This is a genomic window from Kineococcus sp. NPDC059986, assembly GCF_040702905.1.
In the GTDB taxonomy this organism is placed as follows: Bacteria; Actinomycetota; Actinomycetes; order Actinomycetales; family Kineococcaceae; genus Kineococcus.
Map to the genome: position 1 here is coordinate 1 of NZ_JBFBND010000062.1, position 16,713 is coordinate 16,713.

Annotated in this window: 14 protein-coding genes and 1 pseudogene; 10 read left to right on the plus strand and 5 right to left on the minus strand. The window is 70.7% G+C overall.

Annotation, left to right across the window (positions count from 1 at the left end):
- Together AB0637_RS24365 and AB0637_RS24370 are read left to right on the plus strand one after the other, a co-directional pair.
- Nucleotides 1-120: pseudogene (locus tag AB0637_RS24365) on the plus strand (erythritol/L-threitol dehydrogenase); the annotation flags it as partial.
- Nucleotides 117-1,442 (plus strand): MFS transporter, encoded by a 1,326-nt coding sequence (locus tag AB0637_RS24370; RefSeq protein ID WP_366175344.1) that lies wholly within the window; start codon nucleotides 117-119, stop codon nucleotides 1,440-1,442. The pseudogene AB0637_RS24365 and the gene AB0637_RS24370, both read left to right, overlap by 4 nt.
- On the opposite strand, the gene AB0637_RS24375 is transcribed toward AB0637_RS24370, so the two are convergent.
- The 4 genes from AB0637_RS24375 to AB0637_RS24390 form a co-directional block, all read right to left on the minus strand.
- A complete protein-coding gene (locus AB0637_RS24375; protein ID WP_366175358.1) occupies nucleotides 1,443-2,204 on the minus strand; it encodes a carbohydrate ABC transporter permease in 762 nt (253 codons plus the stop codon).
- Between the two features lie 53 nt (nucleotides 2,205-2,257).
- Nucleotides 2,258-3,220, minus strand: a complete 963-nt coding sequence (locus tag AB0637_RS24380) for a sugar ABC transporter permease (protein WP_366175345.1) — start codon at nucleotides 3,218-3,220, stop codon at nucleotides 2,258-2,260.
- A 31-nt stretch (nucleotides 3,221-3,251) separates the two neighbouring features.
- Nucleotides 3,252-4,448: an extracellular solute-binding protein gene (locus AB0637_RS24385; protein WP_366175359.1), complete on the minus strand. Its 1,197-nt coding sequence runs from the start codon at nucleotides 4,446-4,448 to the stop codon at nucleotides 3,252-3,254.
- Nucleotides 4,449-4,624: 176 nt separating this feature from the next.
- Nucleotides 4,625-5,755, minus strand: coding sequence for a beta-L-arabinofuranosidase domain-containing protein (locus tag AB0637_RS24390; protein WP_366175346.1), 1,131 nt, complete (start codon nucleotides 5,753-5,755; stop codon nucleotides 4,625-4,627).
- Between AB0637_RS24390 and AB0637_RS24395 the strand changes: the two genes are divergently transcribed.
- The 8 genes from AB0637_RS24395 (at nucleotide 5,744) to AB0637_RS24430 (ending at nucleotide 15,122) form a co-directional block, all read left to right on the plus strand.
- Complete coding sequence (locus tag AB0637_RS24395; RefSeq protein ID WP_366175347.1) at nucleotides 5,744-6,520, plus strand: CBM35 domain-containing protein; 777 nt, start codon at nucleotides 5,744-5,746, stop codon at nucleotides 6,518-6,520. The genes AB0637_RS24390 and AB0637_RS24395 overlap by 12 nt on opposite strands.
- Before the next feature lie 143 nt (nucleotides 6,521-6,663).
- Nucleotides 6,664-7,800 (plus strand): ABC transporter substrate-binding protein, encoded by a 1,137-nt coding sequence (locus AB0637_RS24400; RefSeq protein ID WP_366175348.1) that lies wholly within the window; start codon nucleotides 6,664-6,666, stop codon nucleotides 7,798-7,800.
- Nucleotides 7,801-7,949: 149 nt separating this feature from the next.
- Entirely contained in the window at nucleotides 7,950-8,435 is a 486-nt protein-coding gene (locus AB0637_RS24405; RefSeq protein ID WP_366175350.1) for a MarR family transcriptional regulator, read from the plus strand.
- Between the two features lie 69 nt (nucleotides 8,436-8,504).
- On the plus strand, nucleotides 8,505-9,533 hold the full coding sequence (locus AB0637_RS24410; RefSeq protein ID WP_366175351.1) for a substrate-binding domain-containing protein: 1,029 nt from the start codon (nucleotides 8,505-8,507) through the stop codon (nucleotides 9,531-9,533).
- 84 nt (nucleotides 9,534-9,617) lie between these two features.
- Nucleotides 9,618-11,825, plus strand: coding sequence for a glycoside hydrolase family 36 protein (locus tag AB0637_RS24415; RefSeq protein WP_366175352.1), 2,208 nt, complete (start codon nucleotides 9,618-9,620; stop codon nucleotides 11,823-11,825).
- Nucleotides 11,826-11,894: 69 nt separating this feature from the next.
- On the plus strand, nucleotides 11,895-13,217 hold the full coding sequence (locus AB0637_RS24420) for an ABC transporter substrate-binding protein (protein WP_366175353.1): 1,323 nt from the start codon (nucleotides 11,895-11,897) through the stop codon (nucleotides 13,215-13,217).
- A gap of 76 nt (nucleotides 13,218-13,293) precedes the next feature.
- The gene (locus AB0637_RS24425; RefSeq protein ID WP_366175355.1) at nucleotides 13,294-14,238 is read left to right on the plus strand and encodes a sugar ABC transporter permease; all 945 of its coding nucleotides are present in this window, start codon (nucleotides 13,294-13,296) and stop codon (nucleotides 14,236-14,238) included.
- An 83-nt stretch (nucleotides 14,239-14,321) separates the two neighbouring features.
- Nucleotides 14,322-15,122, plus strand: coding sequence for a carbohydrate ABC transporter permease (locus AB0637_RS24430; RefSeq protein WP_366175356.1), 801 nt, complete (start codon nucleotides 14,322-14,324; stop codon nucleotides 15,120-15,122).
- Between the two features lie 57 nt (nucleotides 15,123-15,179).
- Here AB0637_RS24430 and AB0637_RS24435 read toward each other — a convergent pair whose 3' ends face one another.
- Complete coding sequence (locus AB0637_RS24435) at nucleotides 15,180-16,286, minus strand: LacI family DNA-binding transcriptional regulator (protein ID WP_366175357.1); 1,107 nt, start codon at nucleotides 16,284-16,286, stop codon at nucleotides 15,180-15,182.
- Nucleotides 16,287-16,713 lie beyond the last annotated feature (427 nt).

Below are 16,713 nucleotides of genomic sequence, written 5' to 3' on the forward strand. Positions count from 1 at the left end.
CCGTTGGACGAGATCTGTTCGCACCAGTTGCCGTTGTCGGAGTTCCAGAAGGGTCTGGACCTCGTCGCCGATTCGGCGAACTCCGTGAAGGTCTCGCTGATCCCGGGGATGTCGGCGTGAGCAGGACCTCCGCCACCACGACGTCGGGCGGTCTGGAGGAGTCGCGGCTGCAGCGGCTGGGCATCCCGCCCGTGCTGCGTTGGGGATTCCTCGGCGTCCTGGTCTTCATGACGGGCAACGGGGTCGAGTCGAACTTCCTCACCCCGCACCTCGTCGACGTCCTGGGTCGGCCCGAGAAGGCCGTCGCCGTCATCATCACGTACTACAGCCTCTGCGTGCTGGTCGGCAGCTACCTGTCCGGGGCGCTGTCGGACCTCTTCGGTCCCCGGCGCGTCATGGCCGTCGGGTTCGGCGTGTGGGTCGTCTTCGAGGTGCTGTTCCTGCTGGCCCTGCAGGCCGGCAGCTTCCCCCTCGCCGCCGCGGCGTACGCGCTGCGGGGCTTCGGCTTCCCGCTCTTCGCCTTCGCGTTCCTCGTCTGGGTGAACATCACGACGCCGCCCGAACGCAACGGGGCGGCGGTGGGCTGGTTCTACGTCGCCTTCACCGGAGGGCTGCCCACCCTCGGATCGCTGTTCGCCGTCGGGGCCATCCCGCTGTTCGGTGGCGGGACGCAGGGGGAGACCGGAGCGATGGTCGCCTCGATCGCCCTCGTCGTCGCCGGGTTCCTCATCGCCTGGTTCGGGGTCCGCGACGAGCGCGGCCGACGCCGCATCGCCCCCGCGGGGGAGACCTCCGGGCAGGTGCTCACGTCCGGTCTGCGGTTGACGTTCACCCGGCCCAGGATCGCGGCGGGGTTCCTCGTCCGGCTCATCAACACGGCACCGGAGTTCGGGATGTTCATCGTCCTGCCGGCCGTCATCGCCACCGACCGCGGCTGGGGCCAGTCCCGCTGGCTGATCATGACCGTCTGCGTCTACGCGACGAACATCTTCGTCAACGCCCTCTTCGGCGCCATCGGGGACCGCATCGGCTGGCAGCGCACCGTGCAGTGGTTCGGCATCGTCGGTTCCGCCGGCGGGCTGCTGCTCTGGTGGTACGTCCCGCAGCTCGTCCCCGCCGGCAGCGACTGGGGCTACGTGCTGTCCGTGCTGGCCGGCTGCCTCTTCGGGATGCTGCTCGCCGGGTTCGTCCCGATGGGCGCGATCATGCCCGCGCTGGCTCCCGACCACAAGGGTGCGGCGATGGCCATGTACACGACGGCAGCGGGGGGCGCCTCGTTCCTCGGCTCGGCGGTCGTGTCGGTCGTCCTCGGGGTCGGTGGCAGCAACACCGCCGTCGTCTGGACGTTCGTCGGCCTGTACGCCGTGGCGTTCGTCCTCGTGTCCTTCCTCGAGGTGCCGCAGAAGCACCGGGCGCACGGCCGTCTGGAAGAGGTCTCGTAGTCAGTCCTTGACGGCCCCGGCGGCCACCCCTGCGGAGACGTAGCGCTGTGCGACGACCAGCAGGACGGCCGCCGGGACCGACGCGACCACGGCCGTGGCCATGATGGAGTTCCACTCCTGGTTGTTGTTGCCGATGTAGCGGTAGATCCCCAGCGTGATGGGCTGCAGGGAGCCGCCGCCGTCGAGGGTGCTGGCGAAGATGAAGTCCGACCAGGCCCAGAGGAACGCGAACAGGGAGACGGTGATGGCGGCGTTCCGGCTCACCGGCAGGACGATCGAGAAGAACGTGCGCAGGGTCCCGGCTCCGTCGACCTTGGCGGCCTGCAACAGCTCGTCGGGCACCCCCCGCATGAACGCCGCGAAGATGAGCACCCCGAACGGGACGGCGATCGTGGAGTCGGCGAGCACCAGGCCCGGCAGGCTGTTGAGGACGCCGAACGAGAGGTAGATGGCGTAGAACCCGATGGCCATGATGATCCCCGGCACCATCTGTGCGACGAGCAGGGCGAAGTTCACCGCCCCACCGCCGCGGGGGGCGAGCTTGGCCAGGGAGTACCCGGCCGGGGCCGACAGGACCAGGGTCAGCGCGACCGTGCCCAGGGCGACGAGCAGGCTCGTCCCGAGGAAGGGCAGCTGTTGCTGCAGCACCGCGCGGTAGCCGTCGAGGGTGCCGTCGAGCGGCAGCAGGGACGGCGGGTCGCGCCGCATGTCCGCGGTGCGGGTCAGGGAGACGTTGAGCATCCAGTAGACGGGGAAGAGCATGACGGCCGTGAGGAGGACGCCGACCACCGTCCTGGCGCGGCTGCGGGTGGTGATCACGGGTTCTGGCTCCTGTTCTGCAGGCGGAGGTAGAGCAGGCCGCACGCCAGCGCCATGAGGATGAGCAGGGTGCTGATGGCGGCGCCCGGCCCGAACTGGGGCAGCAACGAGCCGAAGCTCTGCTGGTAGGACCAGGTCGCGAACGTCGTCGACGCGTCGCTGGGTCCGCCCTTGGTCATGATCCAGATGAGGTCGAAGACCTTGAGGGTGTAGACGAGCCCCAGCAGGACCGTGATGGCGCTCACGGGACGCAGGAGCGGGAACGTGATGCGCCAGAACGTCTGCCACCCGCCGGCCCCGTCGAGGGCCGCCGCCTCGTAGACCTCCTGCGGGATCCCCTGCAGGCCGCTGTAGAGGACGACGAGGTTGAAGGGGATGCCGATCCAGATGTTGGCGACGATCACCGCCGGCAGGGCCCACTGCGGTGAGGTGAGCCAGTCGACGGTCGGCAGGTGCAGGGTGCGCAGGGCGTAGTTCACGACCCCGGAGTCGCTGTTCATCATCCAGGACCACGTCGAGGCCGAGACGATGAGCGGTAGGAGCCACGGCACGAGGAAGAGTGCGCGCAGGAAGGTGGACAACGGGAAGCTGCGCGCGAAGAACACCGCCAGGGCGAGCCCGAGGCTGAACTGCACGGCGATGGAGGCGACGGTGAAGGTCAGCGTGTGCCCGAGCGCCGGCCAGAACGTCGGGTCGGCCACGACGCGCCGGTAGTTGTCCAGCCCGGAGAAGGGCGCACCGCCGTTGACGAAGGAGGCGACGGTGTAGTTGCGCAGGCTGAGGTCGAGGTTGCGGTAGAGGGGGTAGGCGTAGAAGGCGACGAGGTAGACCGTCACCGGAGCGAGGAACCCCCAGGCGGCCCACTGCGCCGATCGACGCCGCGGTGGACGGGGTGTCACCCGGGACCCGTCGGGTGCGGTGCCGTCCGTGCGGTGGCGGCCGGTCGTGCTGGTGCTCATGGGGCTCCTCGCTCCGGAAGGGGTCAGCGGGTCACTGGGCCGCGGCAGCGGCCTTCTGCGCCGCCTCCATCGCGGCCTGCGGGGACTGCGAGCCGCTGAGCGCCGACTGCACGCCCTTCCACATCTCCTGGCTGATCTTGGGGTACTTCGTACCGAGGTCGTCGCTCGTCCTGCCCTTGGCGGCCTGGACGGCGGTGACCCACGGCTGCAGCGCCGGCGTCGTGGCGGCCTGCTTCTGCTGCACCGCGCTCGTGGCGCCGATGTACGAGAGCGTCGTGTCCGTCGTGTACGCGTTGTCCGCGCTGGTGAGGCACTCCACGACCTTCTTCGCCGCCGCGTTCCCGCTGGTGTCCTTCTGCGTCGGGACCGTGACGAACTCCCCACCCGTGGGGGCGGGCGCCTGGCCGCCGGCCTGTGCCGGGATGGAGATGACGCCCCAGTCCAAGCCGGACTTCTCCACGTTCGACAGCTGCCACGTGCCGTTCTCGCCGAAGGCGTAGTCCCCGGTCGCGAACTCCTGCCAGCTCGTCGTCTGGGTGTTGTTGATCACCGAGTTCGGTGCGTACCCCTTGTCGAGCCAGTCCTTCCACAGCGTCAGTGCCGCGACGCCCTGGCTGGAGTCGAGGTCTGTCAGCTGCGCCCCGCTGCCCCAGAACCAGGGCAGGAACTGGAAGCTGCCTTCCTCGGTGCCGATGGCCGAGAACGTGATGCCCTTCTTCCCCGTCGCGGTGACCTTGGCCAGCGCTGCGGTCAGCGACGTCCAGTCGGTGATGCCGGCGGGGTCGACGCCGGCGGCCTGCAGGACGGCCTTGTTGTAGTAGAGGGCGAGGGTGTTGGCCCCGATGGGCACGCCGTAGGTCTTCCCGCCGGACTGACCGGCGGCGAGGATGTTCTTCTCGTAGCCGCTGGTGTCCAGCCCGAGGGTCTCGGTGGTCGTCAGGATGCCGGCTTCGGCCAGCGTGGAGACGACGGGGTTGTCGACGACGAGCACGTCCGGGGAGTCGCCCTGCTGGGCGGCGAGGATCGCCTTGTTCGTCAGGTCGGTGGTGTCGTAGCCGGTGCGCTTGACGGTGACGCCGGCCTCCGTTCCGCACTTGGCGACGAGCTTGCCCCAGTCGGAGGAGCCGTCGAACTGGGGGTAGGGGTCCCAGACGGTGAACGTCGAGGCGGCCGATCCGCTGGCGTCCTTCGCCGACCCCGAACCGGACCCGCAGGCGGCCAGCCCCAGGGCGGCGCAGACGGCGATGGCCAGGGCAGCTCGGGTCCTGCGGTGACGCCGCACGGGCGACGGGGTGGGGGAGGTGGGTTCCAAGGACTGCGTGGACACGGTGTTTCCTCTCTGAAACAGGGCAGGGCGGAGCAGGGGTGGGTGAGGCCGGGACGTGCGGGGAGCGGTTCGGGACGTCAGGGAGCCGTGGGGAGCCAGACGCGCATGGCGCCGGGGCCACGGTTGGCCCACCGGTGGTACGGGACCAGGTCGACGGTGAGGTGGTCGACGAGGTCGGGTTCCTCGCCCGCCGCCTGGACGGCGGGGGACAGGGGGTCGCTGCGGTCGCGGTAGAGCGGACCGTCACTGCGCCGGACCCCGAACCGGGCCCGCAGCAGCACGGGGGAGATCGCGCCGGGGCCGGCCCAGACGGGACCCTCGACGCCGAGGAGCACGAGGTCCTCCAGGACGGTGCCGGCCGGCAGGTCGGCCTGCTCGAGGGCGTGGACCACCGGTCCGCGCGCCAGCGCGACGCACCCCCGGACCGCGTCGACGTGCGGGTGGGGCTCGATCCACCGCACCGGGAGGTCGAGCTCGAGGCGCACGGACGACCACCCCCGCCAGGACCGTCGGACGCGGACGTACCCGTCCTCGGCCCGCGCGGGGACGACCTCACCGGCGACGTGGATCCGCCAGGACCGGCACCAGGAGGGGATCCGCAGGGCGAGTTCCCAGGCCTCCTCGCCGTTCGTGCTGACGTCCACCTCGACGTCGCCCGACCAGGGGTAGGACGTCCGGACGGTCAGGTCGACGGGAGTTCCACCGACCGCGGTGCTCACGGTCCCCGCGCTGAACAGGTGCAGTGCAAGACCTGCGGGCGAGGCGGTGGCGACGTGGTCCTGCGCACAGGCGAGGAGGCGGGCCACGTTCGGCGGACAGCAGGCGCAGGCGTACCAGGGCAACCGCTGGGTGGGGGCGTCCTCGTGGCTGCCGTCGTGCCCGGTGCGCAGGTGCAGGGGGTTGGAGTAGAAGAACTCCGTCCCGGAGATCGCCGTGGAGGCGGCGAGGGCGTTGTACAGGACCTCCTCGGCGGCGTCGGCGTACCGGACGGACCCCGTGGCCAGGAGGAGCCGCCAGTTCAGCTGGAAACTGGCGATCGCGGCGCACGACTCGGCGTAGGCCCGGTCGGCGGGAAGTTCGTAGGGGTCGCCGATGGCCTCGTCGCGGTGCCTGGACCCCGTCGCGCCGGTGACGTACGTCCGACGGTCACGCAGGTCGGCGACCACGCGTTCCACGGCGGCCAGCAGGGCGTCGTCGTGCTGCTCCACCGCGACGTCGACGGCGCCGGCAACGTCGTGCGCACCACCCCGCAGTCCTCCCTGGACGGGGTGGCGTCCTACGACTCCAGCCGGAAGGTCGTGAACGTGGTGTTCGGCGGGGATTCCGGCTCGAACACCGTGAAGGTCAACGGCCTGAGCGGCCTCGGTTCCTCGGTCCAGGTCACCCTCAGCTCCACCCCGGGTACCGGGCGCACCACCGACGTCGCGGCTCCGACGAGGGTCTCGTCCACCACCTACCCGGTCAACGGCGGCAGCATCTCGGTGCCGGTCGGCGGCATGGACGCGAAGATGGCCTACCAGCTCCTCATCACTCCCGCCGCCGGTCCCACCACGTCGTGGCAGCAGACTTACGAGGCGGAGAACGCCACGGTCGTCAACGCGCAGACGCGCTCGTCCGCCTCGGCCTCCAACGGGTCCTACGTGGGGGGCATCGACGGCAGTGGCGATGCGCGCAGCGACAGCTTCGTGGACTTCCTCGTCGACGTCCCGACCTCGGGCAGTTACTCGATGGCCGTCCGCTACGCCAACGGCGGACCGACGACCTCCACGCAAGGGCTCGCGTACGACGGTGGAGCCTTCACGACGATCTCCTACCCGCGAACCGGTGCGTGGGGCAGTCCCACCGGCAGGGTCTCCGTCCCGCTCCAGCTCGCGGCGGGTCGCCACGTCGTCCGGCTCGCCAAGGGGGCGCCGGGCTTCGGCGGAGGCGTCGGGTACGCCGAACTCGACAGCATCACGCTGACTCCTCGCTGAGACGTCAGCGGGGGAGGAGGACGCGAACGCGTTCGTTCACTTGACTGGGCAAGTGAACGGTGCCTACAGTCTTGTTGTCGCTGAAATAATCGACACGGACGACACGAGACGCGCCGCCCGCCACCTCATCCCAGGAGTTCGTCATGACCCAGATCGACCGACGCGGCGTGCTGAAGGTCGGCGGCGCCGTCCTCGGCGCCACGGCGCTGAGCGCACTCGCCGCACCCGCAGCCTCCGCGAGCTCGACCGGCACCTCGCGACGGGTTCGTGAGGAGGGCAGGACTCTCGATGCCCTGTACGCCGAGGCGCGCCGCGAGGGTGGCGAGCTGGTCGTCTACGCGGGGGGCGACACCCCGGACCAGCAGGACGCGACCAAGGCGGCGTTCACGGCTCAGTTCCCCGGCATCCGCCTGACGATGGTCGTGGACTACAGCAAGTACCACGACGTCCGCGTCGACAACCAGCTGGCGACCCGGTCCCTCGTGCCCGACGTCGTGCAGTTGCAGACGCTGCAGGACTTCACGCGGTGGAAGCAGCAGGGCGTCCTGCAGCCGTACAAACCCGCGGGGTTCAGTGCCCTGCACCCGTCGTTCCGTGACCAGGACGGTGCGTGGGTCGCTGTCGCCGTCTACGCCTTCAGCTACATGCACCAGGCGTCACTGGGATCGCGCGGTCCTGCCACGCCTCGCGACCTGGTCGACCCGCGCTGGCGCGGCGCGATCGCGTCCTCGTACCCGAACGACGACGACGCCGCGCTGTACCTGTACAAGCTCTACGCCGAAACCTACGGATGGGACTGGGTGCGTCGTCTCGCGGCCCAGGCACCGCAGTTCGCCCGGGGGACGAACACTCCCATCGAGGCCGTCGCCTCGGGCAGGAAGGTGATCGGTGTCGCCGGTGCCGGTTCCCTGACCGCACCGCTCGCTCCGGGCGTGCAGTGGGTGACGCCGGCCGGGCACCCGTTCATGGCCTGGGGGCAGCGAGCTGCGCTGCTCCAGGGGGCACCCCACCCGGCCGCGGCGAAGCTCTACCTGAACTGGATGCTCTCGGTCCCGGTGCAGCAGACCTCGTTCAACGGCTGGTCGGTGCGGACCGACGTCCGGCCCGCCGGAAACCTCGCGCCGATCTGGAAGAACCCCGACGCCCACCTGGACGGGTTCCCCCGCTTCATGGCCGACCGGGCTGAGGTGGAGCGCTGGCGTCAGACCTTCTCGCTGTACTTCGGTGAGGTCCAGGGCGCACCCAGCCCCGGCGTGCTCGGGCTGCACCCCGGACGCTGATCGACCCTCGAACTCCTCCTGCACCAGGCCGTGACGCGAGGGGTGGCCCGCAGACCGGCCCCGGACTCCGCGGGTGAACGACTCCTGGGGCACCGGACGTCGTCGTGAGACGCTTGTCGCGTCACGGTGCTGGGGAAGGAGTGCGGCAGATGGGTCCCAGGACGGGGTGGCTGGAGGAGGACGAGGCGCGGGCGTGGTTGCCGTTGATGACCGTCGTCGAGTGGTTGAACCCGGCCCTCGACGAGCAGTTGCAGCGGGACGTCGGCATCAGCAACTACGAGTACGGGCTCATGGCCCAACTGTCGGGCTGCGAGCACCACACGGCACGGATGAGCGACCTGGCGCGGTCCGCCAACAGCACGTTGCCCCGGTTGTCCAAAGCGGTGCGCCGCCTGGAGGACCGCGGCTGGGTCGTGCGCCGCCCGGATCCGCAGGACGCCCGGACCACCTTGGCGCAGTTGACGCCGAACGGTTGGGTGACGGTCCAGGAGGCGGCGCCGGGCCACGTCGCGCGGGTGCGCGAGCTGGTCTTCGACCACCTGACGCCGCGCGAGGTCGAACAGCTGGGGCGCATCGCGACGAAGCTGGCGGTGGCGGTCGGCCCAGAAGGAGCCTCGGCCGGTCGCTTCGGCTGAACGGACCCGGTCGTCCGACGTGGCGTGCGGCGACGGTCCCGTCGGATCGTCACTGCGTAAGCTCCCGGCGTGTCCGAGACGCCGCGCCGACGCCACCCCACCATCGCCGACGTCGCCGCCGAGGCGGGCGTCTCCGTCCCGACCGTCTCGCGGGTCCTCAACGGGACGGCCAAGGTCAGCCTGGACAAGCAGACACGGGTGCTGGCGGCCGTCGCCGCCCTCGACTTCCGTCCCAACGCCGCCGCTCGGGCCCTCGTGGGGGGAGCGCACGCCATGGTGGCGGTCATCGCCGGGAACACGACGCGGCTCGGGTACTCGCTGACGATCCAGGGCGTGGAGGAGGCGGCTCGGCGTGCGGGCCACGTGGTCGTGATCTCGGTGGTGGAGGCCGCCGACCCCGTGACCGTCCGCGCGGCCGTGGACCTGGCGTTGAGCCAGCCCCTGGCGGGGGCGGTGGTGCTCGAGTACGACCCCGCAGGAATTGCTGCGCTGCAGGCGCTGCCGTCCTGGTTGCCGGTCGTGGCGGTGGCTGCGGGGGGCCCGACGTGGGAATCCATGCCGCACGCGACGATGGACGACCGAGTGGGCGCTTCGAAGGCCACGCGGTACCTCCTGGACCTCGGTCACCGCACGGTCCACCACGTCGCCATCCCGTCGGCAGGGCGGGTCAGCTCCCGTCTCGTGGGGTGGCGCGACGCCCTCGTGGCGGCCGGCGCGCCCGTCCCGCAGGTCGTCCAGGCGGGGTGGTCGCCCGTGTCCGGGTACGACGCAGGCCGTCACCTGGCGTCGCTCCCGGACGTCACGGCCGTCCTGTGCGGCAACGACGAGCTCGCCATGGGGACCATCCGAGCCCTGCAGGACACCGGGCGCCGGGTCCCGGAGGACATCAGCGTGGTGGGTTTCGACGACCATCCCCTGGGCCAGCTCTGGACGCCGTCCCTGACCACGGTCCGGCAGGACTTCGTCCAGCTCGGGCGCGAGGCCTTCGACATGCTGCAGCAGGTGCAGTCGGGGGAGGCGCCGCCGACCTCCACGCGGCTGGTCCCGGACCTGGTGGTGCGGTCGTCGTCCGGGAGGGCGCCCCTGCAGTCCTCCTGAGACTGATGAAATCGTTATCACCCGATCGGGCCCGGCTTCCTCGAGGCTCTTGCGCAAGTCTCTGATCGACGCTTTCATGAAGCCGTGCTCAACGAGGAGAAGACGGCGCCGCTCGCGACCCCGCGTCGGACGCCACTGTGGGAAGGCCCCGGCGCCGTGGTGCTGGACTGCTCACCGGACGCCCCGGCGAGTCTCGTCGGGGAGGGGGGCGCGCTCGCCCAGCCCCTCGTCGAGGTGCTCGCCGTGGGTCACGGCCGGCGCAGCGCGAACCTGCGGACCACGGCCACCACGGTCGGGGCGCGTCTGCGGCCGACCGGGGTCACGACCGTCGACACCCCCGCTCAGGGTGCCGGGGCGCGCCGCGTCGTCGTGGACCAGGAGGACGCGGTCACCGGTCTGCGGGTCCGGACCGTCCTGGAGCTGCCGGGGACCAGTGGCGTGCGGGCCTGGGTCGAGGTCACCAACGGCGGTCCGGAGACCGTCGTCCTGCAGGCGGTGACGTCCCTCGCACTGTCCTCGCCCCTCGGTGCCCACGGCCCTCGCGACGTCGTCTCCGTCGAAGGTCACAGCGACTGGCTGGGGGAGAGCCGGTGGACGACCACTCCGCTCAGCGCTCAGGCGGGCCTCGTCGACCTCGACCTGCGGATCCACCAGCACCAGGACGCGCGCGGTGTGCGGGCGATCGACAGCCGCGGCAGCTGGTCGACGGGGGAGCGGGCGGCCTGCGGGGTGCTCGCTGCGGTGGACGGCACGGCCGCGCTCGCGTGGGAGGTCGAGCACAACGGCGGCTGGCGGGTGGAGCTGGCCGAGCGGCTGGCCCCGGACGACACGGCCGTGCTGGCCCTGACGCTGCAGGGTCCGACGGACACCCACCACGGGTGGTCGCTGCCCCTCGCGCCGGGGGAGACGTTCCGCACCGTCCCGGTGCACGTCGTGGTCGTGGTCGGCGGTTGGTCCGACGCGGTGGCCGAACTCACGCGGCACCGGCGCGCAGTCCGGTCGAACGCCCGTGCTCGCCAGGGCCGGACGGCGGTGAGGTCGCCGCGGCTGGTGTTCAACGACTACATGAACACGTTGATGGGCGACCCGACCACCGCCAAGCTGCTGCCGCTGGTCGACGCAGCGGCGCACGTGGGGGCCGAGGTGTTCTGCATCGACGCCGGCTGGTACGACGACAGCGGCGACTGGTGGGACTCCGTGGGCGCCTGGGAACCCTCGTCGACCCGGTTCCCCGGAGGTCTCGGCGAGGTCGTGCACCGCATCCGGTTCTGGGGGATGGTGCCCGGTCTGTGGCTCGAACCGGAGGTCGTCGGTGTCCGCAGTCCCGTGGCGGAGCAACTGCCCGCCGCCGCGTTCCTGCAACGGTACGGACAGCGGATCGTCGAGCACGACCGGTACCTCCTGGACCTGCGTCACGAGGCTGCCCGCAAGCACCTCGACGTGGTCGTCGACCGGCTCGTCGACGAGTTCGCGGTCGGGTACCTCAAACTCGACTACAACGTGACCCCGGGACCGGGAACCGACCTGGACGCCAGCAGCGTCGGGGACGGTCTCCTGCAGCACAACCGCGCCGTCCTGGACTGGCTCGACGCGGTGCAGCGCCGGCACCCCGAACTCCTGCTGGAGAACTGTGCCTCCGGTGGCATGCGGGCCGACGCCGCGATGCTCACCCGCACCGAACTCCAGTCGACCTCCGACCAGCAGAACCCGCTGCTCTACCCGCCCATCGCCGCCGGAGCACTGGTCGCGATCCTGCCCGAGCAGGCCGCGAACTGGGCCTACCCGCAGCCGGACATGTCTCCCGAGGAGATGACCTTCACCCTCTGCACCGGCTTGTCCGCCAGGTCGTACCTGTCGGGTCGACTCGACGCCATGACCCCCGGGCAGCACGCCCTCGTCGCCGAGGCCGTCGCCGTCTTCGGTCGAACCCGGGAGTGGTTGACCCACAGCGTTCCCCGGTGGCCCCTCGGGTTGCCCGGGTGGACGGACACCTGGGTCTCCAGCGCCCTGCAGCACGACGACGAGACCCAGGTGACCGTGTGGTTCCGCGGCGGACCCTCGACGACCTGCGTCCTGGACCTGCCGGACGGTGTCGTGGACGTGGCCTTCCCGGCCGCGGCACCGCTCCTCGAGGTCCAGGACTCCGACCGGCTCCCCGTCGCCGTCGGCGACGTCGACGGCCTCGTGGCCTGGTACCTGCAGCGGACGCCGGAGGGCCGCGTCCGCCTCGAGGTGCCCGCAGGGACCGAGCCCTCCGCCCGGGTCCTGCGCGTTCGCAGGCCTCGCGCCTGACGGTCCTCCCGGACCTCGCAACTTCCCCGACCCGCTCTTCCCCACCCCCCTGTGACGAAGGAGTCCGACATGGACCGACGCGCGTTCTTCACCCTGGCCGCCGCGAGCAGCCTCGTCCTCGCGGCCTGCAGCGACCCCGGCGCCGCGCCGGCCGGAGGCGACGCGACCCCCGCCGGCTGGCCCAGCGCCTCGACCAAGCTCGACGGCGTGACGCTGACCGTCTGGGCCGCCCAGAACTCGAACACCGTCCCCAAGGTGGTCGTCGAGGCCTTCCAGAAGGCGACCGGTGCGAAGGTCGACGTGGTGACCATCACCGACCCCTACGAGCAGAGCGTCCAGACCAAGATCGCCACGGGCGACAAACCGGACCTCGCCTTCTGGCAGCCCACCGCGTCGATGCTGTCGTCCATCAACGCCAAGACGAACCTGCAGCCGCTGACCGGCGCCCCCTGGGTCGCGGCCACCGAGAAGTCCCTCCAGGACCTGACGGGCATCTACGACGACGTCCGCTACGCCGCGCTCATCTCGACCCCGGCCGTCATCGGGGTCTACTACAACAAGCAGGTGCTGCAGGACGCCGGCATCACGGCCACTCCGGCCGACTGGACGGAACTGGTGGCCGCGGCTCAGAAGCTCAAGGCGGCCGGCAAGGTTCCGTTCTTCGAGATGGGCGGCAACGACGGTTCTCCGTGGGCCACGCAGTGGTGGGTCCAGGCCCAGCTCGCAGAGCAGGCCCAGGCGGGGTTGTGGAAGCGCGTCAACGCCGCACAGGAGAAGTTCACCGACCCGGCGGTGGTCACGACCATCCAGAACTACAAGGACCTCATCGACCAGGGCATGTTCAACGCCGACATCAAGACGGCGACGTTCGAGGACCAGGGCAAGGCCCTCCTCGACGGGAGCGCAGCCATGGTCATGCAGGTCAACTCGTTCTTCGCCCAGCTCCAGTCGCTCGCCCAGACGGACGAGCTGAACCAGAAGATCGGGTTCTTCCCGATCTCCACCGAGGGCACGACGGGAACCTTCATCCCCGACCAGTCCAACGCGCTCGTCGCCTTCCGCAGTGGTGACGACAAGCGGGAGGCCGCCACCCGGCAGCTCCTCGCCTACTGGCTCGGCGACGGGTACCAGGCCTTCGTGGAGGACCAGAAGACGGTGTCGCTGCAGCCGGACGTCGCCACCCCGGCGGGTGTGCCCGAAGCGCTGAAGGCCGTCGCCGAGGCTCTGAAGACCTCCGTCGGCTCGATGCAGGTCGAAGCCGTCGCCAACCCCGACCTCTACCTGCGGCTGGGCGAGATGATCCAGGGTGCGCTCACCCCCGAGAAGGTGGCCGAACAGGTCCAGGCGCAGTTCGCCCAGCTGGCCGCGGCGCAGGGCATCAAGGGTTTCTGACCCGTACCGGCCGGTTCTGTGCCAGTGGCGCAGAACCGGCCCGATCGCACCGACGACCCCGAACGACGGGACACCGATGAGCACGCGCACGACCTCGCCCCGCCGCGCCGCCGGCGCGTCCGACAGGGCGGAATCCGCACGGTCGAACCGGCGGCGCCAGGCCGCCACCCACCCGTGGTGGTTCGCCTTCCCTGCGTTCGCGGTCCTGGCCGTCTTCTTCTTCCTCCCCACCCTGTTCAACTTCGTCTACGCGTTCACCGACTGGTCGAGCTTCAAGTCGGCCATCGGCTTCGTCGGCCTCAAGAACTTCGAGACCCTCCTGTCCAGCGGGGACATCCAGCGCGCACTGCGGGTCACCTTGACCTACGCCGTGTTGGTCGCCGTGTTCCAGAACCTGTTCGGGTTGCTGCTCGCCCTGCTGCTGGAACGCGACACCCGCGTCAACCGAGCGGCGCGGACGGTCTTCTTCATCCCGGTCATCATGTCCGCCCTGGCGGTGGGGTACGTCTTCCAGGCACTGCTGAAGCCGGACGGTGTCGTGAACTCCCTGCTGAGCGGGATCAGCGGGCACACCGTCGACACGGCGTGGCTGGGCAACACGACGTGGACGATGCTCGTCGTGGCCCTCATCCACGCCTGGAAGTGGATGGGGTTGCCCATGCTCATCTACTTGGCGGGCCTGAAGACCATCAGCGCCGAGGTCCTCGAAGCAGCCACGATCGACGGAGCCGGTCCCTGGACGACCTTCTGGCGCGTCCGGTTCCCGCTCATCGCGCCGGCGGTCACCTTCAACGTCGCGACCGCGCTCCTGGGGTCGATGAACGGCTTCGACATCGTCCAGGCCACCACCGCCGGTGGTCCGGCCAGGTCCACCGAACTGCTCAACATCTTCATCTTCCGCACCTTCGGCCAGGGACTGTTCGCGCAGGCCACGACGATGAGCCTCGTGCTCTTCCTCGTCGTGGTGGTGCTGGCCTTCCCCGTGATCGGGATGCTGCGTCGCCGGGAGGACGTCCTGTGAGCACCACCACCGCATTCACTGGAAGGGCAGCACAGCGTGGCTCGCGCGTGCACCGGCCCTCGCGCCCGACGGTGTGGCGTCGGGTGCAACCCGTCGTCGCCGTCGTCGCGGCGCTCGCCCTGGTCGGCGGGCCGCTGTGGATCGTCGTCGTCACCGCGGGCAAGAGCCGGGCCGAAGCCCTGAACCCCAACGCTGCCCTCCCCTCGCACTGGCAGTTGTGGGAGAACGTCCAGCAGGTCTGGGCGCAGGGGAAGCTCCCGACCGCGTTCCTGGGCTCGCTGGCGGTCATGGTGCCCTCGGTGTTCCTGGTCCTCGTCTTCGGGGCCATGGCGTCCTGGGTCCTGGCCCGCCGCAGCTCCCGACTCGCTGCCGTCCTCTACGCCCTCGCGATCTCCGGCATCGTCCTGCCGCCCGCGGTCGTGACGGTGGTCCTGCTCCTGCGTCAGCTCGGCCTGGCCGGGACGGTGGTCGGGATGGTCGGCGTCTACACGGGGATGTACATGTCCACCGTGGTCTTCTTCGTCACGGGTTTCGTCCGCACCGTGCCGCAGGAGCTCGAGGAGGCCGCCCGGGTGGACGGCGCCGGCCCTGTCCGCGTCTTCGTCACGATCGTCCTGCCGCTCCTCGTCCCGGTGCTGGCCACCGCGACCATCCTCATCTGCCTCTACATCTGGAACGACGTCTTCTACGCGTTCTTCGTCGTCGGCGGACGGCTGGACACGTTGCCGCTGAACCTCTACCAGGTGGCCTCGGCCGGCCTCTACCTGCAGAACTGGCACCTGATCTTCACCTACGTCGTGCTCATGAGCCTGCCGCTGCTGCTCACGTTCGTCCTCGCCCAGCGCAAGATCATCTCCGGCATCACGGCGGGTGCCGTGAAGTGACGAGGGCTTCGCTCGTGACGACGACGGCGCTCAGGGAGCGGCGCGGACGCTCGGTGGTCAGGCCCGGGGAGCTGGGCCACCGCGGGGGACGTCGTCGGGTGTGCTGACGGCGGTGCCCGCCGTGCTGCCGCGCTGGACCAGGTGGAAGTCCGCGATGACCTTGCGGGGCGGCGCCGCCGAGGACGTGGGATCGAGGCGTTCGGCGAGGAGCTTCACCGCGGTGCGAGCGATCAGCGGCCCGCCGGAGTCGATCGTCGTCAGCGGAGGGTGGCTGAAGGTGGCTGCCGTGACGTTGTCGAAGCCCACGACGGCCACGTCCTCCGGCACGCGCAAGCCTCGACGGTGCACGGCGTACATCGCCCCCAGGGCCAGGTCGTCGTTGCAGCAGAACAGAGCATCGACCTCGGGGTGGGCCTGGAGCAGTTCGTCGGTGGCGGCGGCCCCCTCGGCGCGCCGCCAGGCGGCCGCGGGGCGGACGAGATCGGGCCGCCACGGCAGGCCCGCCTGTCGCAGGGCCTGCCGGTACCCCTCGAGCCGGACGGCCCCGGAACCGGGAGTGGCGTCCGCAGGGTCGGGGCCGATCACGCCGATGGCCGCACGACCGGTGGCGATGAGGTGCTCGGTGGCCACTCGTGCGGCGGGGGTGTTGTCCATCAGGACGTGGTCGATGGCTTCGTTGATGATGCGGTCGCCCAGCAGGACGATGGGTGGACGGTGCCTGGCCTGGTCGTGCTGCCTCAGGGCGCGGTGCCCGTTCTCCGGGCCCACGGCGTACGGCTGGATGATCAGCCCGTCGCTGATCTGGGGGTCGGTGCCGGTGAGGAGTGCCTGCTCGCGCTCGGGGCGGGCCCCGGTCTGCACGATGGTCACCGCCCACCCGAAGTGGTCGGCCTCGGTCATGACGGCGTGGGCCAGCTGACTGAAGTAGTCGTAGCCCATGTCCGGTAGCGCCAGGGTGATCGTCCCGGTCCGGCCCGTGCGCAGTCCTCGTGCCGTCGCGTTCAGGCGGTAGCCGAGTTCGTCCACAGCCCGCAGGACGGCGGCGCGCGTCTCGGGACGCACCGGGACCTTGCCGCTGAGGACGTTGGACACCGTCCTGTCCGTGACGCCGGCGGCGGCTCCCACCTCCGCCATGGTCACGGGGCGGTCCGACCTGTCCGTCATGGCAGCTCAGGCTACGACCCCACCTGGTGCAGCGCGTGGGCGCCGCACCGGCACCCACGTCCACGCTCGGCCCCCGCGGAGCGCTGCGGCGGCACCGCGGCTCGCCAGGCCCGGCGCCGCGATGTCCACCGACAGCAGGCGCCGGCCGACGGTCCGGGATCCAGTTCTCCGGAAGCTGGCCCATTTCGACGATGAAATGCTAGCTTGGCTCCACGCCACCGAAGGCGGCAGTCCTCGTCCACGTCGGTACCCGCACGTGTGGGAGCCCGTCGCTCAGCGTTCGCGAGACCCATCGCGACGCGCACCCGCACCTACCTCAACTCCTGCCGCTGGACCCGACGGGTCTGGACGCGGCGACCTCACGAGAGGACGGATCGATGGAGATTCGCACCAAGGCCGGCGGTGACGCGGCCCCGGGGACTCCGGG